The 22,380-nt window shown below is 71.8% G+C and carries 25 protein-coding genes; 5 read left to right on the top strand and 20 right to left on the bottom strand.

Translation table 11 applies throughout. The features are described 5' to 3' along the window. Positions 1–13: 13 nt before the first annotated feature. The 3 genes from BM028_RS10240 to BM028_RS10230 form a co-directional block, all read right to left on the bottom strand. Positions 14–1,396, bottom strand: coding sequence for an FAD-dependent oxidoreductase (locus tag BM028_RS10240; RefSeq protein ID WP_070418366.1), 1,383 nt, complete (start codon positions 1,394–1,396; stop codon positions 14–16). An 82-nt stretch (positions 1,397–1,478) separates the two neighbouring features. Further along, entirely contained in the window at positions 1,479–2,558 is a 1,080-nt protein-coding gene (locus BM028_RS10235) for a polyprenyl synthetase family protein (protein WP_070418365.1), read from the bottom strand. Positions 2,559–2,591: 33 nt separating this feature from the next. Then, positions 2,592–3,383 carry a demethylmenaquinone methyltransferase gene (locus tag BM028_RS10230; RefSeq protein WP_070419487.1) on the bottom strand — a complete coding sequence of 264 codons (792 nt, stop codon included), beginning with the start codon at positions 3,381–3,383 and terminating at the stop codon, positions 2,592–2,594. Between the two features lie 59 nt (positions 3,384–3,442). Between BM028_RS10230 and BM028_RS10225 the strand changes: the two genes are divergently transcribed. Beyond that, the gene (locus tag BM028_RS10225; protein ID WP_092386343.1) at positions 3,443–4,702 is read left to right on the top strand and encodes an isochorismate synthase; all 1,260 of its coding nucleotides are present in this window, start codon (positions 3,443–3,445) and stop codon (positions 4,700–4,702) included. A gap of 56 nt (positions 4,703–4,758) precedes the next feature. Here the strand turns inward: BM028_RS10225 and menD are convergent, their stop codons facing one another. Both menD and BM028_RS10215 read right to left on the bottom strand, forming a co-directional pair. Further along, positions 4,759–6,507 carry a 2-succinyl-5-enolpyruvyl-6-hydroxy-3-cyclohexene-1-carboxylic-acid synthase gene (gene menD, locus BM028_RS10220; RefSeq protein ID WP_092386651.1) on the bottom strand — a complete coding sequence of 583 codons (1,749 nt, stop codon included), beginning with the start codon at positions 6,505–6,507 and terminating at the stop codon, positions 4,759–4,761. Continuing rightward, positions 6,500–6,898, bottom strand: a complete 399-nt coding sequence (locus BM028_RS10215; protein WP_092386341.1) for a PLDc N-terminal domain-containing protein — start codon at positions 6,896–6,898, stop codon at positions 6,500–6,502. The genes menD and BM028_RS10215 overlap by 8 nt, the downstream gene beginning before the upstream one ends. 65 nt (positions 6,899–6,963) lie before the next feature. Between BM028_RS10215 and BM028_RS10210 the strand changes: the two genes are divergently transcribed. Next, positions 6,964–7,290 (top strand): DUF4229 domain-containing protein, encoded by a 327-nt coding sequence (locus BM028_RS10210; protein WP_071296706.1) that lies wholly within the window; start codon positions 6,964–6,966, stop codon positions 7,288–7,290. 9 nt (positions 7,291–7,299) lie between these two features. Here the strand turns inward: BM028_RS10210 and BM028_RS10205 are convergent, their stop codons facing one another. The 4 genes from BM028_RS10205 to BM028_RS10190 all read right to left on the bottom strand — a co-directional run bounded on the left by BM028_RS10205 (position 7,300) and on the right by BM028_RS10190 (position 10,847). Beyond that, positions 7,300–8,295: a 1,4-dihydroxy-2-naphthoate polyprenyltransferase gene (locus tag BM028_RS10205; RefSeq protein ID WP_254789514.1), complete on the bottom strand. Its 996-nt coding sequence runs from the start codon at positions 8,293–8,295 to the stop codon at positions 7,300–7,302. Between the two features lie 86 nt (positions 8,296–8,381). Continuing rightward, a complete protein-coding gene (locus tag BM028_RS10200; RefSeq protein ID WP_092386339.1) occupies positions 8,382–9,518 on the bottom strand; it encodes an AMP-binding protein in 1,137 nt (378 codons plus the stop codon). Beyond that, complete coding sequence (locus tag BM028_RS10195) at positions 9,518–10,447, bottom strand: 1,4-dihydroxy-2-naphthoyl-CoA synthase (protein WP_070418360.1); 930 nt, start codon at positions 10,445–10,447, stop codon at positions 9,518–9,520. Before BM028_RS10195 ends, BM028_RS10200 begins: the two co-directional genes overlap by 1 nt. Before the next feature lie 22 nt (positions 10,448–10,469). Continuing rightward, the gene (locus tag BM028_RS10190; RefSeq protein ID WP_139219799.1) at positions 10,470–10,847 is read right to left on the bottom strand and encodes a hypothetical protein; all 378 of its coding nucleotides are present in this window, start codon (positions 10,845–10,847) and stop codon (positions 10,470–10,472) included. 285 nt (positions 10,848–11,132) lie between these two features. Here BM028_RS10190 and BM028_RS10185 point away from each other — a divergent pair, with 285 nt between their 5' ends. After that, the gene (locus tag BM028_RS10185) at positions 11,133–12,110 is read left to right on the top strand and encodes an o-succinylbenzoate synthase (RefSeq protein WP_092386335.1); all 978 of its coding nucleotides are present in this window, start codon (positions 11,133–11,135) and stop codon (positions 12,108–12,110) included. A gap of 248 nt (positions 12,111–12,358) precedes the next feature. Here BM028_RS10185 and ccsB read toward each other — a convergent pair whose 3' ends face one another. The 6 genes from ccsB to BM028_RS10155 form a co-directional block, all read right to left on the bottom strand. Then, a complete protein-coding gene (ccsB, locus tag BM028_RS10180; protein ID WP_071296730.1) occupies positions 12,359–13,345 on the bottom strand; it encodes a c-type cytochrome biogenesis protein CcsB in 987 nt (328 codons plus the stop codon). A 5-nt stretch (positions 13,346–13,350) separates the two neighbouring features. After that, positions 13,351–15,042 (bottom strand): cytochrome c biogenesis protein ResB, encoded by a 1,692-nt coding sequence (gene resB / locus BM028_RS10175; protein ID WP_254789512.1) that lies wholly within the window; start codon positions 15,040–15,042, stop codon positions 13,351–13,353. Next, entirely contained in the window at positions 15,026–15,724 is a 699-nt protein-coding gene (locus BM028_RS10170) for a cytochrome c biogenesis CcdA family protein (protein WP_071296728.1), read from the bottom strand. Before BM028_RS10170 ends, resB begins: the two co-directional genes overlap by 17 nt. Positions 15,725–15,769: 45 nt before the next feature. Then, positions 15,770–16,387: a TlpA family protein disulfide reductase gene (locus BM028_RS10165; protein WP_083413893.1), complete on the bottom strand. Its 618-nt coding sequence runs from the start codon at positions 16,385–16,387 to the stop codon at positions 15,770–15,772. Next, positions 16,384–17,040 (bottom strand): histidine phosphatase family protein, encoded by a 657-nt coding sequence (locus BM028_RS10160; protein ID WP_092386333.1) that lies wholly within the window; start codon positions 17,038–17,040, stop codon positions 16,384–16,386. Before BM028_RS10160 ends, BM028_RS10165 begins: the two co-directional genes overlap by 4 nt. Before the next feature lie 68 nt (positions 17,041–17,108). Next, the gene (locus BM028_RS10155) at positions 17,109–18,599 is read right to left on the bottom strand and encodes a SulP family inorganic anion transporter (protein ID WP_092386331.1); all 1,491 of its coding nucleotides are present in this window, start codon (positions 18,597–18,599) and stop codon (positions 17,109–17,111) included. Positions 18,600–18,652: 53 nt separating this feature from the next. Between BM028_RS10155 and BM028_RS10150 the strand changes: the two genes are divergently transcribed. Continuing rightward, a complete protein-coding gene (locus BM028_RS10150; protein ID WP_092386645.1) occupies positions 18,653–19,027 on the top strand; it encodes a MerR family transcriptional regulator in 375 nt (124 codons plus the stop codon). Positions 19,028–19,256: 229 nt separating this feature from the next. Next, positions 19,257–20,597: an aspartate--tRNA(Asn) ligase gene (gene aspS, locus BM028_RS10145; RefSeq protein WP_092386329.1), complete on the top strand. Its 1,341-nt coding sequence runs from the start codon at positions 19,257–19,259 to the stop codon at positions 20,595–20,597. Positions 20,598–20,736: 139 nt separating this feature from the next. On the opposite strand, the gene BM028_RS10140 is transcribed toward aspS, so the two are convergent. The 5 genes from BM028_RS10140 to BM028_RS18520 form a co-directional block, all read right to left on the bottom strand. Further along, positions 20,737–21,030 (bottom strand): Dabb family protein, encoded by a 294-nt coding sequence (locus tag BM028_RS10140; RefSeq protein ID WP_070418355.1) that lies wholly within the window; start codon positions 21,028–21,030, stop codon positions 20,737–20,739. After that, on the bottom strand, positions 21,027–21,281 hold the full coding sequence (locus BM028_RS10135; protein WP_092386327.1) for a glutaredoxin family protein: 255 nt from the start codon (positions 21,279–21,281) through the stop codon (positions 21,027–21,029). The genes BM028_RS10140 and BM028_RS10135 overlap by 4 nt, the downstream gene beginning before the upstream one ends. A gap of 72 nt (positions 21,282–21,353) precedes the next feature. After that, complete coding sequence (locus BM028_RS10130; protein ID WP_003792170.1) at positions 21,354–21,452, bottom strand: 30S ribosomal protein bS22; 99 nt, start codon at positions 21,450–21,452, stop codon at positions 21,354–21,356. Between the two features lie 118 nt (positions 21,453–21,570). Further along, positions 21,571–21,765, bottom strand: a complete 195-nt coding sequence (locus tag BM028_RS10125; protein WP_022902482.1) for a helix-turn-helix domain-containing protein — start codon at positions 21,763–21,765, stop codon at positions 21,571–21,573. Positions 21,766–21,847: 82 nt separating this feature from the next. Next, positions 21,848–22,363, bottom strand: a complete 516-nt coding sequence (locus BM028_RS18520; RefSeq protein ID WP_070418353.1) for an ArsR/SmtB family transcription factor — start codon at positions 22,361–22,363, stop codon at positions 21,848–21,850. Positions 22,364–22,380: the final 17 nt, after the last annotated feature.

Here is a 22,380-nt window from a genome sequence, read left to right as displayed (position 1 = left end):
CGCGGGCTGCCGGTCAGCTCGTCGCCGAGCCCGTGCGGGCGTCGACGCGGCCGAGGGACACGTCGACCATGTCCTCGCGCGGGACGACCTTGATGCGCTCGCGGCCCTCGGCCTCGCCGAGGGCGAGCTCGTGGGTGTCGAGGTTGTGCCAGCCGTCGAGGTCGGTGTACTCGACACCGCGCTCGGCGAGCAGGGCCGGGATCGCGCCCTCGGACGGGTCGGCCGGGGTCCACCAGCTCGCCTGGTCGTTCACGATGTGCTGGACGGTCTCCATCGCGTCGGACTTGGTGTGGCCGATGAGCCCGACGGGGCCGCGCTTGATCCAGCCGGTCGCGTAGACGCCCGGGATCTGCTGGTTGTCGTCGTCGAGGACCTGGCCCTCGTGGTTCGGGATGACGCCGTGGCGCTCGTCGAACGGGACGCCCGGCAACGGCGAGCCGAAGTACCCGACCGCGCGGTAAGCGGCCTGGATCGGGATCTCGCGGATCTCGCCCGTGCCCTCGACGCCGCCCTGGCCGTTCGGCCGCGTGCGCTCGTACCGGATGGCGGTGAGCTTGCCGTCCTCGCCGACGAACTCGAGGGGCTTCGCGTAGAAGTGCAGGTGCAGTCGGCGGCTCGCCTGGCCGGTCTCACGGGTGCGCCACTGCTCGAGGACGCGGTTCATCACCATGACCTGCTTGTTCGTGGCGATGGCGGTCTTCGAGGCCTCGTCGTGGTCGAAGTCCTCGTCGTAGACGATCATGTCGACGTCGCGGAGCTCGCCGAGCTCGCGGAGCTCGAGCGGGGTGAACTTCACCTGCGCCGGGCCGCGGCGGCCGAACACGTGCACGTCGGTGACCGGGGACGCCTTGAGTCCCTCGTACACGTTCGCGGGGATCTCGGTCGGCAGCAGGTCGTCGGCGTGCTTCGCGAGGATGCGCGAGACGTCGAGGGCGACGTTGCCGTTCCCGATCACCGCGACGCTCTCGGCCTCGAGCGGCCACGTGCGCGGGACGTCGGGGTGGCCGTCGAACCAGCTGACGAACTCGGCGGCACCGTACGACCCCTCGAGCTCGACACCGGGGACGTCGAGGTCGGCGTCCTTGATCGCACCCGTCGAGAACACGACCGCGTGGTAGTGCTGCCGGAGGTCGTCGAGGGTGATGTCCTCGCCGAAGCGGACGTTGCCGAACAGCCGCACGACACCGCGGTCGAGCACGTCGCGCAGCGCGTTGACGATGCCCTTGATGCGCGGGTGGTCCGGGGCAACGCCGTAGCGGACCAGGCCGTAGGGGGCGGGCAGCTGCTCGAACAGGTCGATCGACACGTCGTGGCCGTGGGCCTCGCGCAGCAGGATGTCGGCGGCGTAGATGCCGGCGGGGCCTGCGCCGACGATGGCGACTCGGAGGGTGGGCACTGATCGTCTCCAGTTCGTTCGGGTGGGGTGCTCCCGAGGGGGTTCGAGGGGCAGGACCGTCGGTCTCCGCGGCGGTCCGGCGCTAGCGGCTGCGTTCGACGACGGACTCGGCGAAGCGGACGAGTGCCCGCTTGACGGTGCCGTCCGGCAGGGGTGCGAGGGCGTCGACGGCGTCCGTCGCCCAGCGGACCGCGACGGCACGGGTCGCGGCGGTCGCCTCGTGCTCGCGCAGGGCGGCCACGGCGGACTGGTACGGCGCCGAGTCGACGACGTCGTCCGGTGCGGCGTTCACGTCGCGCTCGATGCGCCCGAGCAGGTCCACCGCGTCGGGAGCACCGGTCGCGGCGAGGCGCTTGAGCTGCAGCAGCGGCAGGGTGTCGACGCCGGCGCGCAGGTCGTTGCCGGCGATCTTGCCGGTCTTGGCCTTCGCGGGGGCGAGGTCGATCACGTCGTCGACGAGCTGGAAGGCCACGCCGACCTTCTCGCCGAAGGTGCCGACGGCGTCGAGGTACGTGCGGTCGGCGCCCGAGAACATCACGCCGGCACGGGCGGCCGTCGCGATGAGCGAGCCGGTCTTGTCGCTGAGCACCTGGATGTAGTGCTCGACCGGGTCGTCCTCGGGCTGGGGGCCCGTCGTCTCGTGGAGCTGCCCCATGCAGAGCCGCTGGAAGGTCTCCGCCTGCATCCGGATGCCCTCGGTGCCGAGGTCGGCCGTGATGAGGCTGGCACGCGCGAACAGCAGGTCGCCGGTGAGGATCGCCACGTTGTTGCCGTAGGTCACGTGGGCCGCGGGGACACCGCGTCGGACGGGCGCTTCGTCCATCACGTCGTCGTGGTAGAGCGACGCCAGGTGGGTCGTCTCGATGCTCACGGCGGCCTTCACGACCGCGTCGGTCACCCCGTCACCGAGCTGTGCGATGAGGAGCGTGAGCGTCGGCCGGATCCGCTTGCCCCCGGCCGACAGCAGGTACCGGCTCGTGGTGTCGGCGAGGGTGTCGGTGGAGCGCATGGCTTCCTCGAGCCCCTGCTCGACGAGCTCGAGGCCGTCGTCGACCGCGGCGATGAACCGGCGTTCCGCGGGCGTGGCGAACAGTCGCTCGCCGATGCCCAGCGATGCGCGGAGACTCGGTGCGCGACGTGCGACCGGGACGCTCGGATTCAAGTGCTGCTCCGTGTTCGGGGGTGGAGGGACCGGTCAGGCGTCGGTGGGGTCGACGCTCGGCTGCTCACCGGTGTGCTGGTGCTCGCGACGGGCCTTGGCACGCCGGGCGACGGACTCGCGGACCTCGCCCGCGACGGGCTTGCGACCGCGGTGCAGTGCGACGATACCCGCCGTGAGGTTCCGGTAGGCGACGACCGAGAACCCGACGCCGCGCAGCCACTGGCTGAGGACCTGCTGGTCGGGCCACGCCTCGATCGACTCGGCGAGGTAGCGGTAGGCCGCCGGGTTGCTGCTGGACAGCCGTGCCACGCCCGGGAGCACGCGCTTGAGGTACGTGCCGTACCCGAAGCGGAGCAGGGCGAGCGGCGGCGTGGAGAACTCGCAGATGACGACACGTCCGCCGGGCTTGAGGACCCGGAGCATCTCGCCGAGGGCCTGCATCGGGTCGTTCACGTTGCGCAGCCCGAACGAGATCGAGACGGCGTCGAAGGTGTCGTCGTCGAAGGGCAGCTGCTCGGCGTCGCCCTCGACGAAGGTGATCTCGGGGTGGCGTTCACGGCCGACGGCGATCATGCCCGCGGAGAGGTCGAGCGCCGTGACCTCGGCACCCTTCTTCGCGAAGGCCGCCGCGCTCGTGCCCGTCCCCGCGGCGATGTCCAACACCTTCTCGCCGGGCTGGGGGTCGACCGCGCGGACCGTCGCGACACGCCACAGCGGAGCGTTGCCCGCCGAGAGGATGTCGTTCGTGAGGTCGTACTTCGCGGCGACGTCGTCGAACATGGCCGCCACCTCGTCCGGCCGCTTGTTCAGGTCCGCTCTGCTCACCCACAACATCCTAGAGGTCGTGCCCGGACGTTCCCCGCGCGGCGCGTACGATCTGTGGGGTGACCCGAACCACCACGGCGGCCCCACCGCTGACGGTCTCGACCCGGATCCTCGACGACCCGGGCGCCGTCCTCCGCCACACCCTCCGGGACAGCCCGCTCGCGTTCGTCCGGAACGGCGACGGGATCGTCGGCATCGGCGAGGCCGTGCGGTGGACGTTCACCGGCCCGGACCGGATGCGCGAGGCCTCGGCAGCCTGGCGGTCCCTGGTCCGCGACGCCGTGGTCGACGACCCCGTGCAGCTGCGCGGCACCGGACTCGTCGCGTTCGGCTCGTTCGCGTTCGCCGACGACTCGACCGAGACGAGCGTGCTCATCGTCCCGCGCGTCGTGATCGGCCGCCGCCGCGGGAAGGCCTGGCTCACCGCCGTCGACACCACGCTCGACCCCGAACCCCTCACCTTCACGCGCACGTCGGTGCCGGTGCCGCGCGTCGGTCCGCACGTGTCCGTCGCGCTCCGTCCCGGTGCCATCGACGAGGACGCCTACGCCGAGACGGTCGCCGACGCCGTCCGGCGGATCACCGCCGGCGACGCCGAGAAGGTGGTGCTGGCGAGGGACCTCGTCGGGACCCTCCCCGACGGCGCCGACCAGCGAGCGATCCTGCTCGACCTCGCCGAGGCGTACCCGCAGTGCGTCACGTTCGCCGTCGACGGGATCGTGGGCGCGACGCCCGAGACCCTCGCCCGGACCGACGGCACCCGGCTCTCGGCACGCGTGCTCGCGGGCAGTGCGGCGCGCGGGACCGACCCGGTGTCCGACCGCGCCGCCGCCGAGGCCCTCGCCGCGAGCGCGAAGGACGTCGAGGAGCACGGCTTCGCCATCCAGAGCCTGCTGGCCGCGCTCGCCCCGATCGCGTCCGACCTCCGCGCCGACCCGGAGCCGTTCCGGTTGCAGCTGCCGAACCTGTGGCACCTCGCGACCGACGTCCAGGCGACGCTGCCCGTCGGTACGACCTCGCTCGACGTCGCCGACGCCCTGCACCCGACGGCCGCGGTCGCGGGGACCCCGACCGACGTCGCCGTCCGGCTCGTCTCCGAGCTCGAGGGCGTCGACCGCGGGCGCTACGCCGGGCCGGTCGGGTGGCTCGGGGCGAACGGGGACGGCGAGTGGATGCTCGCGTTGCGGAGCGCCCGGATCACCGACGACGGCACCGTGCGGGCGTGGGCCGGCGCGGGCATCGTGGCCGGGTCCGACCCGGCGCGCGAGGTCGCCGAGACGGCCCTGAAGTTCCGACCGGTCACCGACGCGCTCGCCTAGCCGACTGCCAGGAGGCGCGGTGCCGGCCCGGCGCGCCCGCCGCGGCCCGGTGCCGCTCAGTCGGCCAGCGGCACCTCGATGACGACGCGCTCGGCCGGGTCCGTCAGGACCCGCTCGAGGTCGCCCCAGGTCGCCGCGCGCCGGTACTCCCAGCCGAGCCCGGTCACCACCGGCTCGACGTCGACGTGCTGCGGCGTCGTCATCATGCGGCGCATGTCGGCCTCCGGTGTCGTCGCCGCGACCTCGAGCCCCCGGAAGATCGCTCCCCCGCCGTCGTTCCCGACGATGACCTGCACGCGGTGCGGGCGCTCCTCGGTGCCGGTCACGAGCGCCCCGATGTCGTGCAGCAGCGTGAGGTCGCCGAGCAGGACGCGTGTCGTGCCGACCGAGGCCGTGGAACGCTCGAGCGCGGCGGCGATCCCGAGCGCGGTCGAGATCGTCCCGTCGATGCCCGCGAGTCCGCGGTTCGCGTGCACGCGGATCGCCTTGCCCGCGACGTGCCCGTCGGCCACGCGGATGATCTGCGAGGCGCCGAGCACGAGGCGGTCGTGCGGCCAGGTCGCACCCCAGACGGCGTCCGCGAGCATCGTGCGGTCGACGGCGCGGCGGCGGAGCGCCACCTCGTCGCGGAGGAACTTGTTGCGCTCGGCGCGGTCGCTGGAGCGCTTCGCATCGAGGTCGGGGCCGGCGTCGCCACCACCGAGCAGCGCGCGGCTCGTGGCGACCCACCGGCCGACCCAGGCGCGGTGCTCCGGCCGGGTGCGGCCCGTCACGCGGACGTCCGACACGAAGGTGGTCGCGGCGTCGGGCCGGGAGGCGCGGGCCGGGTCGTAGGGATCGGCCCCCGGTCCGCGGACCACGATCGTCTCGACGTCGGCGCGCTGGAGGAGGGCGGGGACCTCGCGGCTGAGGGTCGGGTGGCCGAGCACGACGGCGCGGCGGACCGCGCCGCCGAAGTCCGGGTCACGCAGGAGCTCACGGTAGGTGACGACCAGGTTCCGCCCGAACCGCGCACCGCTCGACACCTCGGCGAGCAACGGCGCACCGAGCTCCCAGGCGATCCGCTCGGCGTCCGCCCCCGCGTCGTGTCCCGCGATGACGACCGTCGCGGGCTCGTCGTCCGGCGCGAGGTCGACGACCGGCAGACCGGAGTGCACCCGCCTGGTGGCGAACGCGAGGTCGACCTCGTCGTCGGGCACCGGCTGGACCGTCCCCTCGCCCAGTCCGGCCGACAGCGGTTCGCGGAAGGCGACGTTGAGCTGCACCGGCCCGGGCTGCCCCGTGTGGCCGGCGGCAGCGGCGACGACTTCGCGCACGAGTTCCTGGACGGTGGCGGCGGTGTCGGCGTCGACCCCGTGCGCGGTGGGTGCCTCGACGTCGCGGACGACGGCGACGGCCGGCCCGAAGAGCCCGGGCTGCACCGTGGTCTGGTTGCTGCCGATGCCCCGGAGCTCGTCGGGGCGGTCCGCGCTGACGACGATCATCGGCACACCGGAGTGGTGCGCTTCGAGCACGGCGGGGTGCAGGTTGGCGACCGCGGTGCCCGAGGTGGTCACGACCGCGGCGGGCCGACCGGACTCGACGGCGAGCCCGAGCGCGAAGAAGCCGGCGGTGCGCTCGTCGAGCCGGACGTGGACGCTGATGCCGCCCGCCCGCTCGACGGCGACGGCAGCGAGGGCGAGCGCCTGCGACCGGGAGCCGGGGCTCACCACGACGTCGGTCACACCGGCCCGGGCGAGCTCGGTCAGGAGCGCGACGGCGAAGTCGGTCGCCGGGCTGCCGGAACCGGCCGGGCCGTCAGCGATCGGTGCGGCCGTCGTCGTCGCGGTGCTGGTCGCGGCGGTCTCGGTCCGCGCGTCGTTCTCGTTCGCGGAACTGCTGTTCGAGGTCTCGGAGGGTCTCGTCGTCCTGGTCCTTGTCCGTGCGGTGCTGCTCGGGGCCGTTGGGGCCGCCGAGGAAGTCCGGGTCGTCTTCGGGACCACGGTACCCGGAGCCACCGCCAGGACGGGTCGCCGGTGCCCGGCCGAGGACGAACCAGAGGACGCCGCCGAGGACGGGGAGCACGACCACGAGGAGGACCCACACACCACGGCTGAGGGAACGGACACGCTCGCGGGGCATCGTGGCGCAGTCGATGGCCGCGTAGACCGTGAACGCCACGGCGGCCACGACGACGATCAGCCACAGTCGGATCATGGCCGGGAGTCTAGGTCGGCAGCCTGTGGGGTCCCTGCCGGTTGCGCATCCGTAGACTTGCGCAGGTGAAAGCGTGGCTCGTGTACACCCTGGCCCGCCTCGGCATCTTCGCCGCGGCGCTGGCACTGCTCCTGCTCCTGACGCCGATGCCCGGCTACTGGGCGACGATCGTCGCCGCGCTCGTGGCGCTGCTCATCTCGTACATCGCCCTGCCGAAGCTGCGCGGTCGCGTCACCGAGAGCCTGGCGAACCGTCGACCGGCGCCCGAGCACGACGTCGACACCGACTTCGAGGACGACTTCGTCGACGCGGCTGACAGCGACTCCCCGGTCGAGCAGCCGGTCTCCGACGCCGACCGCCACGCAGCGCGCCGCGAGCACCGCGACGACTGACCCGCCGGGCTACGGCTGGACGGCGAGCGTGATGCCGAGCACGACGCCGAACACGAGCGACGCGAACGACGACAGCTGGAGCGCCGTGATGAGCTCCCGCGGCTTCCGCGACGAGACGCCGATCGCGAGTGCCGGCAGCGCCAGCAGCAGCGAGAAGTACGTGAACCCGGTGCGGAAGTAGAGCAGCACGAACCAGAGCAGCACCACGTACGGCAGCATCAGGAAGAGGCCGTAGAGCACCCGGGCGACCGGCCGTCCGACCACGACCGCGAGGGTGCGCTTGCCCGCGAGACGGTCCTCGTCGATGTCGCGGATGTTGTTCACCATCAGCACCGCACAGGCGAAGAACCCGGCGGCGATCGCAGCGGCCCACCCGCTCGGGGTGATCCGGTCGATGAGGACGAACTGCGTGCCGAGAACGGCGACGAGTCCGAAGAACACGAACACGAAGACCTCGCCGAGGGCGTTGTACCCGTACGGCTTCTTGCCGCCGGTGTAGAACCACGCCGCGACGATGGCGGCAGCGCCCACGAGCAGGAGCCACCACAGCTGCGTGAGCACCACGATGACGATGCCGGCGACGGCTGCGAGCCCGAAGAACGTCAGCGCGACGGTCAGCACGGTGCGGGGCTTCGCGAGTCCGGCTCCGGTGAGACGGGCCGGCCCGACGCGGAACTCGTCCGTGCCGCGCACCCCGTCGGAGTAGTCGTTGCTGTAGTTCACGCCGATCTGCAGGAACAGCGCGACGAGCAGCGCCAGGATCGCGATGGGCAGGTGGTGGCCCTTCGCGATCCAGTCGCCGAAGTCACCGGCCTCACCGCTGTCCACGAACCCGACCGTCGTGCCCATCACGACGGGGACGACACCGAGCGTCAGGGTGCGCAGGCGCGCCCCGCCGATCCAGTCGCCCGCGGTCGCGCGGCGCTTCGTGCGCTGCGGTGCCGCGGCCTTGGCCGGGTTGCCGGAGCGGTTCCTGGAACGGTTCGTGTTCTTCGTGCGTGCCACGACCGTCCATCGTATCCGCGTCCGCCGTGCGTCCGGGACGCCGGCCCAGGAGGAACGGATCGCGATCGGCGGTCGACCCGCCTCCGTCAGGCGGTCGGGTCCGCGATCGCGCGGATCGCCCGGCGGTCCGGCTTGCCGGTCGCGAGCATCGGGAGCCGCTCGACGACGACCACGTCGGCCGGCCGTGCGGCCCGCCCGAGGACGTCGCCGACCGCGACGCGGACCACGTCGAGGTCGAGCGGATGGTCGGTCACGACGACGGGGACCTCGCCCCACTCCCCCGACGCCCGACGCGTGACCACCGCGCCCTCCTGCCCGTCGAGCCCGCGGACGATCCGTTCGACGGCGCCGAGCGGGACCTTCTCGCCGCCCGAGATCACGACGTCGTCGAGCCGGCCGAGCACCCGCACGACACCGTCGACGACCTCGGCGGCGTCGCCCGTGCGGTACCAGCGGTGTCCATCGCGCTCGGTGAAGGTCGCCGCCGTGCGGTCGGGGTCGTCCAGGTAGCCCTCGGCGAGCATCGGCCCGGACAGGAACAGCTCGCCGTCCACGAGCTCGGTGCGGACGGTGCCGAACGGGACGCCGTCGTAGACGCACCCGCCGCTCGTCTCGCTCGCGCCGTAGGTCGTCACGATCCGGACGCCGGCGGCGCGGGCCCGGTCACGGAGCGGCGCCGGGGTCGCCTGCCCGCCGACGAGCACGGCGTCGAACCCGGCGAGGGCACGGGTGGCCCGCTCGTCGTCGAGCACCCGGGCGAGCTGCACCGGGACGAGCGAGGTGTAGCGCCGCGGTGCCCCGGGACCGGTGACGAGCCGGTCGGCCGCGTCGGCGAACGCACCCGCGTCGAAGTGCCCGGGAGCGACGACGACGGGCACCGTCCCCGCGGTGATCGACCGGGTCAGGACGTTGAGCCCCGCGATGTAGTGCGTCGGCAACGCGAGCACCCAGCCGCCGGGGCCCCCGAGTGCCGCGTCCGCCGCAGCGGCACCGGCGAGGAGCGCCTCCGACGAGAGCGCCACGCGCTTGCCGGTGCCGGTGGACCCGCTCGTCTCGACGACCAGGGCGACCCGCTGCGGGACGGTGGCCGGAGCAGGTGTCGGCAGCGCCGGGGCGCCGTCCGCGACCGGGAGCAGGGCGGGGCCGCCGGCGAGTGCCGCCTCCAGGCCCCGCAGCACGACCGACGGGTCCGACGTGCCGGTCGCGACCAGCGGACGGGCCATCAGTAGTGCCAGGGGAAGGACGTCCACTCGGGCGCGCGCTTCTCGAGGAAGGAGTCACGACCCTCGACCGCCTCGTCGGTGCCGTAGGCGAGCCGCGTGGCCTCACCGGCGAACACCTGCTGGCCGACCATGCCGTCGTCGACCGCGTTGAAGGCGTACTTGAGCATCCGGATCGCCGTCGGGGACTTGCCGAGCACGATCTCGCCCCAGCGGATCGCCTCGCGCTCGAGGTCCTCGTGCGGGACGACGGCGTTCACGGCGCCCATCTCGTACGCGCGCTGCGCCGAGTACTCCTGCGCGAGGAAGAAGACCTCACGCGCGAACTTCTGGCCGATCTGCTTGGCGTAGTAGGCGCTGCCGTAGCCGCCGTCGAACGAGCCCACGTCGGCGTCGGTCTGCTTGAACCTGCCGTGCTCGGCGCTCGCGATGGTGAGGTCGCAGATCGCGTGCAACGAGTGGCCCCCACCCGCCGCCCACCCCGGGACGACGGCGATGACGACCTTGGGCATCATCCGGATGAGCCGCTGGACCTCGAGGATGTGCAGCCGCCCCATCGACGCCTGCGCCGCTGCCGGGTCGACACCCTCGGGCGGGGCGCCCTCGTCACCGACGTACTGGTAGCCGCTCCGGCCGCGGATGCGCTGGTCGCCGCCGGAGCAGAACGCCCAACCGCCGTCCTTCGGGCTCGGGCCGTTGCCGGTGAGGAGCACGACGCCGACACGCGGGTCCTGCCGGGCGTCGTCGAGTGCGCGGTACAGCTCGTCGACGGTGCGCGGACGGAAGGCGTTCCGCACCTCGGGCCGGTCGAACGCGACCCGGACGATCCCGTGGGAGACGTGCTTGTGGTACGTGATGTCGGTGAACTGCTCCGCGATCGGAGCCGCGGTCCAGACGTCGGGGTCGAACAGGTCGGAGACGGGAGCAGCCATGCTCCAACGCTACCGCCGCGTGCTACAGCCCCGCGCCGTCCGTCGCGGCCGAACCACCCATGTCGGTCAGCAGCTCGGGGGCGACGATCACGAGCAGCACGATGAGGATCACCGGGTTCGCGAAGAACGCCACGACGACCCCGACGGCGCCGTACCAGCGGCCGAACGACCCCACCGCGGCGACGAACCCGAGCACCGCGGCGATGAGCGTGAGGAAGACCACCACGAAGCAGATGCCGAAGGCGAAGTCGGTGTCGCCACCCATGAAGACGGCGAAGGCGCTCGCGTCGACCGCGGCGGAGACGACCGCGAGCCCCAGGGCGATCTTGCCGACCACCGGGTTGCGCTTCTTGCGCCCCTTCTGGGCTTCCTGCCGGACGTCGACAGTGTTCCGCTGCATGAGCCGGGCGAACTCGCCGGTGTCGCGACCGGGGGCCTGCGCACGCGCACTCGGAGACTGCGCACGCGCCGAGGACGGTGCTGCGGATCGCTGCGACGCGCGCTGCTGCGGTTCCGGCGCCACAGGTCCTCCCTCGTCCTCGGTGCTGGTGCTGGGGTGCCGACCGTGGCCGACGTTCAAGCTGGGGTGCCGACCGTGGCCGACCGATGCAGACTAGTGCGCTGCCCTGGCGGTCCGCTCCGAGGAACCGTGGGGTGCCCTGGGTGCTCCTGGGATGATGGCCAGGTGCTCCCCGACCTCGACGACCTCCTCTCCGACGCGCACGTGGTGGCGCTGCCCATGCGGGTGCGGTTCCGCGGCATCACGGTGCGCGAGGCCCTCGTCCTGCGCGGTCCGGCCGGGTGGACCGAGTTCTCCCCGTTCGTCGAGTACGACGACGCCGAGGCCGCCGCGTGGCTCCGGGCCGCGGTCGACTTCGGCTGGACGACGCACGAGCCCGCCGCAGACAGCGTCCCCGTGAACGCCACCGTGCCGGCGATCGCTCCGGACGGCGTCGCGGACCTCCTCGCGCGGTACCCGGGCTGCACGACCGCCAAGGTGAAGGTCGCCGAACCCGGCACCACGATCGACGACGACGTGGCCCGCGTCGCCGAGGTCCGACGGGTTATGGGCCCCTCAGCCGCGGTCCGCGTGGACGCGAACGGGCTCTGGAGCGTCGACTCCGCCGCAGAGGCCCTCGAGCGCCTCGCCCCGTTCGACCTGCAGTACGCCGAGCAGCCGTGCCGCACGGTGCCGGAACTCGCCGAGCTCCGGCAGCGGATCGCCGGACTCGGCGTGCCGATCGCCGCGGACGAGAGCGTCCGCAAGGCCTCGGACCCGCTCGCCGTCGCCCGGGCCGGTGCCGCCGACGTCCTCGTCGTGAAGGCGCAGCCCCTCGGCGGCATCACCGCCGCGCGTGCGGTCGTCGCCGACGCCGGGCTCCCCTGCGTGGTGTCGAGTGCGCTCGACACGTCGGTCGGGCTGGGGATGGGGGCGTTCCTCGCGGCCGAGGCGATGTCGCCCGGGTACGCCGCGGGGCTCGGCACCGCGGCGATGTTCACGTCGGACGTGTCGGCGGCGCCGCTGCTGCCGGTGGACGGGCGGGTGCCGGTGCGGCGGGTCGAGGTCGACCGGGATCTGCTGGAGCGGAACGCGGCGTCGCCGGAGCGTGCCGCGTGGTGGCTCGCGCGGCTCGAGCGGGTGCACGCGCTCCTCGCCGGCTGACCGCCCGCCCGGGCGCACGGCCGGCCCGGTCGCACGACCTGCCGCTCGCGTTCGCCGAGGTCGCACGTTCGGTCGCTCCGACGCGCGCCGGGCGACGGATTGCGCGACCTCGCGCTCGCGCCTGGGCTCGCACCGGGGCTCGGCCTCGGTCTCGCGCCGACGACGGACGGGAGGCGCGGTGCCAGCTGGCACCGCGCCTCCCGTCCGGTGGTGGTCGCGACCAGGGCCGCGTCAGCGACCCGTCCGGATCAGAGTCCGGAGTAGCTGTGCAGGCCCTTGAAGAACACGTTCACGACCGAGAAGTTGAACATCACCGCGGCGAAGCCGATGAGGGCCAGCCACGACGACCGCGCGCCACGCCACCCGCGGGTCGCACGTGCGTGGATGTACCCGGCGTAGACCACCCAGATGATGAAGGTCCAGACCTCCTTCGTGTCCCACCCCCAGTAGCGACCCCAGGCGCGCTCGGCCCAGATCGCACCGGCGATGAGCGTGAAGGTCCAGAGGACGAACCCGACGAGCAGGACGCGGTAGGTGAGGACCTCGAGCCGGTCGGCGTCCGGCAGCGTCTCCATGAAGCGGAGCTTGCCCGAGGCGGTCCGCCCCTGGCGGTAGGTCTGCACGAGCTGCGCCACGGCGAGCCCGGCACCCAGGGCGAAGAAGCCCGTGCCGGCGATGGCGACGAAGACGTGGATGACGAGCCAGTACGACTGCAGCGCGGGCTGCAGCGGCACGACGGGCACCCAGTAGTTCACGGTCGCGATGCCGAGCAGGATGATCGTCAGGCCGGTGATGAAGACGCCGAGGAACTTCAGGTTCTGCCAGAACTGCACGAGCAGGAAGATCAGGGTGATCAGCGCCGTGCCGGTCAGCGAGAACTCGAACATGTTGCCCCACGGCACGCGGTCGGCCGCGATCCCGCGCAGGACGACGGACGCGACGTGCAGCACGAGCGCGAGGATCGTCATCGCCATGCCGACCCGCTCGAACTTCGTCCCGCGGCGCCCGGCTCGTTCGTCGGTGACGGCGACCTGCTCGAGGACGACGGTGCCGCCCTGGACGGTCGCGACGGTCCGCTCCGCGCCGGCGGCGGGCGCCGCAGCGGCGTCGGACGCAGCCGTCACGTTGCCGGCCCGCTTCGCCATGTCGAGGGCGAACGCGATGAACGCGATGACGTAGACCGCCATGGCGGAGTACGTCAGCACGACCGAGTAGGTCGCGAGGTTCGTGGTCATGTCGTTCACTGGGGCATCCTAACTCCGAGGTCCGACGTGTGGCGCTTGGCGATGTCCGCCACGGCCCGTTCGAGGTTCGGGTCCTCGCCGCGTGCGAGGCCCGCGTACTCGAGGTCGTAGCCCGGCTCGGCGTCGGCGCTGCCGTCGCGGCGCGGCACGACCTTCACCCACACGCGACGGCGCGGGACGAAGAGCGACGTGAGGAGCCCGAGGACGGACAGCACGGCGAACCCGCCGACCCACAGCTGCGACGGGTCGTGGTGGACGTCGAGCGAGACGTAGCGCTTCACCCCGTCGAACGTGATCGACCCCGCGCCGTCCGGCAGCGTCTTGGTCTGCCCGGGCTTCAGCTCGACACTGGCGGTCTTGGACTGGCGGCCCGCGATCTGCTGCAGCCCGCTGGTGTCGAGCGTGTAGACGCTCTGCGGGACGCCGTCGTCGAGCCCGAGGTCACCCGTGTAGACCTGCAGGGTCAGCAGCGGGTTCTGGTCGTCCGGGTAGGCGCTCGCGTACGCGCCGGTCGAGAGCTTCGACGCCGTCGGGTAGAAGAACCCGACCATGCCGAGCTGGTCCGGCAGCGCGTCCGGCACCTTGATGACGCCGGTCGACGTGTAGTTCGCGTCCTCGGGGAGGAACGGAACGGTGTCCTGGAACGCCACGTTGCCGTCGCCGTCGCGCACGGTGACGTCCATCGCGTAGCCGTTGCCGAGGAGGTAGACGTTGGTGCCGCCGACGCTCACCGGGTCGTTGACGCCGAGGCGGCTCGTCTGCTTGGAGCCGCCCTTCTCCTGCGTCGTGACCGTCGCCGAGTAGTCGAGCGCCTGGCCGAGGGCGTCGAGGTTCCGCTCCTCGTACTTGGTGACGAACTTGTCGAGCGTGAAGTTGTAGCCCTTGAGGTCGCTCTGCTGGAACCAGCGACCGGGGTTGAACGAGTCGTACGAGCCGAGCACGTTCGAGAACGTCTGGCCCTCGACGAGGAGCCGCTGGCCGGTGTACCCGAACCCGCCGCCGACACCGACCGCGAGCAGCACGCCCACGAGCGCCGCGTGGAACACCAGGTTGCCGGTCTCGCGCAGGTAGCCGCGCTCGGCGCTCACCGAGTCGCCGAAGCGTTCGACGCGGTAGCCGGAGCGCTTGAGGATCGCCATCGCGCGGGTGACGGCGTGCTCCGGCGTGACGCCCTCGCCGTCGACGGCGACCGAGCGGTAGCCGGCCAGACGACTCAGGCGGACCGGGGTCTTCGGCGGTCGGGTGCGCAGCGCCTGCCAGTGGTGCTTCGTGCGCGGGACGATGCAGCCGATCAGGGAGACGAAGAGCAGCAGGTAGATCGCCGAGAACCACACCGACGTGTAGGTGTCGAAGACCTGCAGCTTGTCGAGGACCGGGAAGAGCTGCGGGTGGTCCGCCTTGTACTGGACGACGCCGTTCGGGTCGGCCGTGCGCTGCGGGACCAGGGACCCCGGGATCGCCGCGAGTGCCAGCAGCATGAGGAGGAACAACGCCGTGCGCATGCTCGTGAGCTGCCGCCAGAAGAAGCGGAGGTACCCGACGGGCCCGAGCTTCGGCTGGTTGACGCCGGAGTCGCCCGACCCGCCTGCAGCCGTCTCCGGGCCGGATCCGTCGACGTGGTCCGACGGTCGCTGCGGGTCCGCCGAGGTGTCGGTGGAGTCGATGTCGGGGTCAGACTGCGGGGACAAAGGTCTGGATCACCGCCCCGACGCTCGACATGACGGCCGACCAGATGCCGGTGACCATGAGCAGACCGATGACGATCAGGATCGCTCCTCCGATGATGTTGACGATGCGCATGTGGCGCTTCACGGCGCGGATCGCACCCGTGGCCCAGCCGGCGCCGAGCGCGACGAGGACGAACGGGACGCCGAGGCCGAGGCAGTACGCGACACCGAGCCACATGCCCTGCCAGGCGCTGCCGGACTGGACGCTGAGCAGGTTGATCGCCGCGAGGGTCGGGCCGAGGCAGGGCGTCCAGCCGAGCCCGAACACGATGCCCAGCAGGGGCGCACCGACCAGGCCGGTCGCGGGCGTCCACCCGGGCTTGATCGTGCGCTGCAGGAAGGTGAAGCGGCCGACGAAGACGAGACCCATCGCGATGACGACGACGCCGAGGATCTGCGTGATGAGGTCGCGCCACCGGACGAGCCAGAACCCGAGCGCGCCGAAGACCGTCGTGTACGCCACGAACACCGCGGTGAAGCCGAGGATGAACAGCAGCACCCCGAGCACCACGCGACCGCGGCGCTGTCCGCCCTCGGCGACGCCGCCGACGTAGCCGAGGTAGCCCGGCACGAGGGGCAGCACGCACGGGGACAGGAACGACACGAGCCCGGCGAGTGCCGCGACGGGGAGCGCCACGGCCATCTGCCCGCTGAGGATCGCGTCGGCGAAGGGGTTGCTGGACACGGGTCAGGAAGCCTTGCCCGACAACTCGTCGGAGACGAGCGTGTTCAGGATGCCCGGGCCGTCGACCGCACCGAGGACGCGGGCGGCGACGCGGCCCTGCTTGTCGAGCACGATCGTGGCGGGCACGGCGTTCGGGGCAATCTGCCCGGAGAGCGCGAGCTGCATCGCGCCGGTCTTCTGGTCGAGCACCGTCGGGTAGTCGACCTTGAAGGTGCGCTCGAACGCCTCGGCGGTGGCCTGCTCGTCACGCACGTTGACGCCGATGAACTGGACGTCGTCGTCGGCGAACTGGTCGTGGACCTTGTTGAGGTACTTCGCCTCGGCACGGCACGGCGGGCAGCCGGCGTACCAGAAGTTGAGGACGACGACCTTGCCCTTGAGCTCCTTCGACGACAGGGTCTCGCCGTCGATGTCCTTCGCCTCGAAGTCGACCGCGTCGGTGCGCTTGTCGGCGGCGACCTCGGTCACGGCGCCGTCACCGGAGATGTAGTTCTGGGTCGTGCCGCTGCCGTACTGCTTCGACAGCGAGTCGTTGTCGGACGAGCACCCCGTCAGGACGAGGGCGGCGGTCACCGCCGTCGCCGCGAGCACCGCGAACCGCTTGCTCCTGCTGGTGATCACACTGCTCCTTCGTCGATGGCGGTCGCGCGCAGGGCCTGCGCCGGGTCCGCGTACCCGACTTCGGTGAACCGACCGGACGAGGTGGCGGGTACACGCTCGACGGTGGTGATGCTGGAGAGGTCGCAGCGTCGCTTGCGCGGGTCGTGCCAGAGCTGCTCGCCGGCGAGACGGCGGTGCACCATCCAGATCGGCAGCTGGTGGCTGACGAGGACGACGTCACCGTCGTCGACGCTCTCCCACGCCGTGGCGATCGCCGCGAGCATCCGGTTCGCGATGGACTCGTACGCCTCACCCCAGCTCGGCCGGAACGGGTTCGCGATCCAGGGCCACTCGGCCGGGCGTCCGAGCGAACGCTTGGTGAAGCCCGGGGGCTGCCCCTCGTACCGGTTGGTCGGCTCGATGAGCCGCTCGTCGAGGGCGACCTCGAGCCCGAAGGCCTCGGACCAGGGCGCCGCGGACTCCTGCGTGCGCTGCAACGGCGAGGCCACGATCCGCCGGACGTCGACGCCGGCGTCCTTCCACGCGGTCGCGGAGGCGAGGGCCATCTGCTTGCCGAGGTCGCTCAACCCGAAGCCGGGGAGCCGCCCGTAGAGGACACGGTCCGGGTTGTGCACCTCGCCGTGACGGACGAGGTGGATTCGGGACGCGGGCATGGGTTCCAGTGTAGGTCGCTCAGGGGTTCCCACCGCCCGCACAGGGGATTCACCGGATGCGGAACCACTCAGCCCATTTCGCCGGAGAGCCGCCCGTGGAGCGCCGTGGACCCGGTGTCGAGGTGCACCACCTCGACCGTCGACCCGTGCTTGGCGAAGCGCTGCTCGACCCCGTCGAGGGCCGCGACCGTGCTCGCGTCGAACACGTGCGCGTCGGACATGTCGATGACGACGTGCTCGGGGTCCTCGGCGTAGGAGAAGCGGGTGACGAGGTCGTTCGACGAGGCGAAGAACAGCGCCCCGCGGACCCGGTAGCGGACCGTGTGCTCGTCGACGACCTCACGCGCGACGGTCACCACGTGGGCTGCTCGGCGGGCGAAGACGAGCGCGGCGACGACCACCCCGACGAGCACGCCGGTCGCGAGGTTGTCCGTGGCGACGACGACCACGACGGTGATCACCATCACCGCGGTCTCGCCGAGGGGCATCCGCCGGAGCGTGCGGGGTCGGATGCTGTGCCAGTCGAAGGTGGCGACGCAGACCATGATCATCACGGCGGTGAGCGCGGCCATCGGGATCTCGGCCACGAGGTCGTGCAGGACGATCGTCAGCACGAGCACCGACGCTCCGGCGGCGAACGTGGAGATGCGCGTCCGGGCCCCGGCCGTCTTCACGTTGATGACGGTCTGGCCGATCATCGCGCAGCCGCCGGTACCGCCGAAGAAGGCCGACGCGACGTTCGCGATGCCCTGGCCCCACGACTCCCGCCACTTGCTCGAACCGGTCTCGGTGATCGAGTCGACGAGCTGCGCGGTGAGGAGCGTCTCGATGAGCCCGACGATCGCGACCCCGAACGCGTACGGCGCGATGGTCTGCAGCGTGTCCAGCGAGAACGGCGTGGTGATGCCGCTGAACCCGGGCAGCGCGCTCGGCAGCGCACCCTCGTCGCCGACCGTGGGCACGGCGACGCCGAACAGGATCGTGATCGCGGTGATCACGACGACGGCGACGAGCGGTGCCGGGACCGCCTTCGTGACGAACGGGAACCCGATGATGACGGCGACGCCGAGCGCCGTCAGCGCCCAGACCACCGCCGGCACGTCCGGACCGAACAGGTTCGGCAGCTGCGCGGTGAAGATCAGGATGGCGAGGGCGTTCACGAACGCGACGTTCACGCTGCGCGGGATGAACCGCATCAGCCGGGCGACCCCGAGGAAGCCGAGCACGATCTGGATGAGGCCGCCGAGGACGATCGTCGGGACGAGGTACGCGATCCCGTGGTCGCGCACGAGCGGGGCGATCACGAGCGCCACGGACCCGGCAGCGGCGGAGATCATCGCCGGACGGCCGCCCACGATCGAGATCACGACGGCGATGACGACGCTCGAGAAGAGCCCCACCGCCGGGTCCACGCCGGCGACGACCGAGAAGGAGATCGCCTCGGGGATGAGGGCGAGCGCGGTGACGATCCCGGCGAGGACCTCGCGCGTGAGGAGGCGGGGCGAACGCAGGGCGCTGAGGACGCTCGGAGCGGTGGGAGCGTGTGTGGTCACGGACATCGCCCTGAACTCTACCCTCACGTGAGGGTAGAGTCGTCCCCGTGAGCACCACGATGCACATCGGCGAACTGGCCGACCGCGCCGGGATGTCCCTCCGCACGATCCGGCACTACGACGAGGTCGGGCTGCTCGTGCCGAGCGGACGGACGACCGGCGGGTTCCGCGTCTACACGGAACAGGACCTCGAACGGCTGCTCGTGATCCGGCGGATGAAGCCGCTCGGGTTCACGCTGGACGAGATGGCCGAGCTGCTCCGGGTCGTCGACGGTCTGGCCGCGAAGGACCCCGGGGACGCGCCCGCGCTGGCCGCACGGCTCGACGAGTTCCTCGTGGACGCGCGGGCGCGGCACGCGAAGCTCGTCGAGCGGGCGGGCATGGCCGAGGAGTTCATCGGGACACTCGGCACCCTGCGCGCTTCACTCCCGTAATAACTCCCCCCGCCGCGGGCGGCCGGGCCGCGAGCCCCTCGACCCCTGCCGTCGTGCGGGGCCTCCCTCCAGCTCGCGACCCGGCCACGTCAGGAACACTACGGAGACATCGGACCTGGCCCGCGCCTCCAGGCCCACCCTGTGGACGATGCCGGACGCCAGCCGACCTGTGGAGGGACGAACGCACCCGACGACGGCGCCCGAGGCGCAACCGGTAGACTCGACCACCGTGATCGAACGCACCCGCATCGCCGACCTCGCCGCACGCCCCGACGGCCCCGTCTCCGTCGCCGGATGGGTGGAGACCGTCCGAGACCAGAAGAAGGTGCAGTTCGTCGTCCTCCGTGACGAGTCCGGCGCCGCACAGCTCGTCAACCCCGCCACGCGCGAAGCGGTCGAGGGCGACGACGCCTCCGCCGCCGCACTCGCGACGACCGAGGCGATCTCCGGCCTCGCGCACGGCACCTTCGTGCACGTGCAGGGCACCCTGAAGCACGACGAGCGCGTCAAGCTCGGCGGGCTCGAGGTCAAGGTCGGCGACCTGACCGTCATCAGCGCCGCCATCCCGGAGACCCCGATCGCGGACGACTCCTCGCTCGACAAGCGCCTCGACTGGCGCTTCCTCGACCTGCGCAACCGCAAGCAGAACCTCATCTTCCGCATCCAGACGACGATGGAGCACGCGTTCCGCACGTACTGGGTCGAGCGCGACTACATCGAGATCCACACCCCGAAGCTGATGGCCTCGGCGTCCGAGTCGCGTGCCGAGCTCTTCCAGCTCGAGTACTTCGAGACGACGGCGTACCTCGCGCAGTCGCCGCAGAACTTCAAGCAGATGGCGCAGCCGGCCGGCTTCGGCGCGGTCTTCGAGATCGCCGACGCCTTCCGTGCGGACCCGTCGTTCACGAGCCGCCACGCGACCGAGTTCACGAGCGTCGACGCCGAGATCTCGTGGGTCGAGTCGCACGAGGACGTCATGGCCATGCACGAGGAGCTCCTCGTCGCCGGCTTCACCGCCGTCAAGGAGAAGTACGGCACCGAGATCGAAGCGGTCTTCGGCTTCGAGTTCGTCGTCCCGACCGCACCCTTCCCCCGCGTGACCCTGGCCGAGGCCCGGAAGATCGTCGCCGACAGCGGCTACGAGGTCGTCCGCGCCGACGGTGACCTCGACCCCGAGGGCGAGCGCCGCGTGAGCGCCTGGGCGAAGGAGACGCACGGTTCGGAGTTCGTCTTCGTCACCGACTACGACGCGTCGATCCGCCCCTACTACCACATGCGTCACGCCGACGACCCGACCCTCACGAACAGCTACGACCTGCTGTTCAACGGCGCCGAGATCTCGACGGGTGCACAGCGTGAGCACCGTGTCGACACCCTGACGGCACAGGCCGTCGAGAAGGGCCTCGACCCCGAGGAGCTCGGCTGGTACCTCGACTTCTTCCGCTACGGCGTGCCGCCGCACGGCGGGTTCGGCATGGGCCTGGCGCGCGTGCTGATGCTCGCGCTGCACGAGCCGTCGATCCGCGAGGTCACGTACCTGTTCCGCGGCCCGACGCGCCTGACCCCGTAGTCCGCGGCACCGCCGCCGGCCTTCGTGTGCAGAAATGGTCGCTTCCCGAGTCGGGAGGCGACCATTTCTGCTCACGAAGCGAGCACGGCGCGGGCGGCGCGCGCGGGGAGCGCGCGCGGCGCGGGCCCGGAGGCGCGGCTCAGCTCTCCCAGTCGATGGCCGCCCGCCCCGTGACCAGGCCACGGATCTCCGCTGCCGCGGCCTGGTGCTGCGGGTGCACCTGGTACTCGTCGAGGCCGGCGAGGTCGTCGAAGGTCGCCACGACGGCGACGTCCTGGTTCTTCCCGGGGTAGGCGACGTTCTCGACGACCTGCAGGGAACGGATCGAGTCGACGGTGCCGATCAGCCCGACGAGGAGCTCGCGGATCCGCTCGACGGACTCTGCGCGGTCGAGGTCCTCGCGCAGGGTCCAGGAGACGACGTGGTGGATCATGCGCGGGCCTCGGCCTTCTCGAGGGCACGGCGGAGCCGGTCGGCGTCGACGTGCCAGTTGCTGTGGACGCGCCCGTCGACCAGGACGACCGGGATGTCCTCCGCGTACTCCAGGCGGAGGGTGTCGTCGTCGAGGATGGACAGCTCCTGCAGGGTCGTCCCCGGGTGTTCGGCCACGACGCGTTCGACGACCGGTCGGGCGTCGTCGCAGAGGTGGCAGCCGGGCTTGGTCAGCAGGGTCACGGCGGGCATGGGACCACCATATCCGCCCCCGGAAACGCGAAAGCCCCGGCGAACCGGGGCGTGACGCTGCAGGCTCGAGGCCTACTTCTTGTTGCGACGCTGGTGGCGCGTCTTGCGAAGCAGCTTGCGGTGCTTCTTCTTCGCCATGCGCTTGCGACGCTTCTTGATGACAGAACCCATACGGACCTCACTCGGACTGATGTTGTGTGGACACCGGGCCAACGAGACCGCGGAAAAACAACCCCGCCGAGTCTAGCGGAGGCCTGACGCGATGTCGAACGGGCCGGTTCGGACCCGCCTAGCCGACGTCGGCGATGCCACCGCGCAGGACGTCCGCGACGGCGGACTCCGGGACGCGGAAGGACCGGCCGAAGCGGATGGCGGGGAGTTCCCCCGCGTGGACCATGCGGTAGACGGTCATCTTGGAGACGCGCATCATCTCGGCGACCTCAGCGACGGTGAGGAAGCGCACGTCGTCGAAACTGCCGGTCATGGTCCGCCTTCGGGAAATCGGTGTGACCTGTGTGGTCACTGGCAACTGTAGGGGCCGGTGCGACCCGGTGTCCAGGTCCCGTTCAGTCCTCGTCGCCGCGACGCGTGAAGCGCTTCCGGCTGCGGTCGACGACCCGTTCCCAGCCCTGCTGCGCGCCGGACAGCGCCGCGGTCGCGCGGTAGGACGCCTCGGCCATCACGCGGCCGAGCTCGGTGCCGACCTCGACCGTGGCCTTGCCCGCCGTGCCGGAGCGTCGGACCGAGACCGGTTGCCCGTCGAGCGTCCAGGCCGTCGTGGCCGGAGTGCCGTCGGCGTCCACCGCGCCGGTGAACGGGAGGACCCACTCCTCGATGCCGACGAGTGGCTCCGGGTCGAGGCGGTAGTAGCGGTGCTGCCCCTCTTCGCGGCTCGTCACGAGGCCGATGTCGCGGAGCACGCGCAGGTGCTTCGACACGGTCGGCTGGCTGACGCCGAGGCGTTCCACGAGCTGGCCGACGCTGAGCTCGCCGCCGGTGACGTCCGAGCCGTACGCGGACAGGAGCGTCCCGAGCAGCTCACGCCTGGTGGGGTCCGCCACGACGCTGAAGATGTCGGCCATGGGGCAAGGCTAGCCGG

Origin of the sequence: Curtobacterium sp. YR515 (genome assembly GCF_900113095.1) — a bacterium.
Taxonomy (GTDB): Bacteria; Actinomycetota; Actinomycetes; order Actinomycetales; family Microbacteriaceae; genus Curtobacterium.
The sequence above is the reverse complement of the archived record's forward strand: the minus strand, read 5'-3'. Positions and strand labels throughout refer to the sequence as shown.

Excerpts from the sequence above, each read along its gene's own strand:
- BM028_RS10195 (WP_070418360.1), bottom strand. The coding sequence starts at position 10,447 with ATGGCTGCTCCCGTCTCCGACCTGTTCGACCCCGACGTCTGGACCGCG.
- BM028_RS10215 (WP_092386341.1), bottom strand. The coding sequence starts at position 6,898 with ATGATCCGACTGTGGCTGATCGTCGTCGTGGCCGCCGTGGCGTTCACG.
- BM028_RS10125 (WP_022902482.1), bottom strand. The coding sequence starts at position 21,765 with ATGACCGGCAGTTTCGACGACGTGCGCTTCCTCACCGTCGCTGAGGTC.
- ccsB (WP_071296730.1), bottom strand. The coding sequence starts at position 13,345 with ATGACCACGAACCTCGCGACCTACTCGGTCGTGCTGACGTACTCCGCC.
- BM028_RS10190 (WP_139219799.1), bottom strand. The coding sequence starts at position 10,847 with ATGCAGCGGAACACTGTCGACGTCCGGCAGGAAGCCCAGAAGGGGCGC.
- BM028_RS18520 (WP_070418353.1), bottom strand. The coding sequence starts at position 22,363 with ATGGCCGACATCTTCAGCGTCGTGGCGGACCCCACCAGGCGTGAGCTG.
- BM028_RS10155 (WP_092386331.1), bottom strand. The coding sequence starts at position 18,599 with ATGTCCGTGACCACACACGCTCCCACCGCTCCGAGCGTCCTCAGCGCC.
- BM028_RS10135 (WP_092386327.1), bottom strand. The coding sequence starts at position 21,281 with ATGCCCGCCGTGACCCTGCTGACCAAGCCCGGCTGCCACCTCTGCGAC.
- BM028_RS10150 (WP_092386645.1), top strand. The coding sequence starts at position 18,653 with ATGCACATCGGCGAACTGGCCGACCGCGCCGGGATGTCCCTCCGCACG.
- BM028_RS10200 (WP_092386339.1), bottom strand. The coding sequence starts at position 9,518 with ATGGCCCGTCCGCTGGTCGCGACCGGCACGTCGGACCCGTCGGTCGTG.
- BM028_RS10170 (WP_071296728.1), bottom strand. The coding sequence starts at position 15,724 with ATGGCCGTGGCGCTCCCCGTCGCGGCACTCGCCGGGCTCGTGTCGTTC.
- BM028_RS10160 (WP_092386333.1), bottom strand. The coding sequence starts at position 17,040 with ATGCCCGCGTCCCGAATCCACCTCGTCCGTCACGGCGAGGTGCACAAC.
- BM028_RS10140 (WP_070418355.1), bottom strand. The coding sequence starts at position 21,030 with ATGATCCACCACGTCGTCTCCTGGACCCTGCGCGAGGACCTCGACCGC.
- BM028_RS10130 (WP_003792170.1), bottom strand. The coding sequence starts at position 21,452 with ATGGGTTCTGTCATCAAGAAGCGTCGCAAGCGCATGGCGAAGAAGAAG.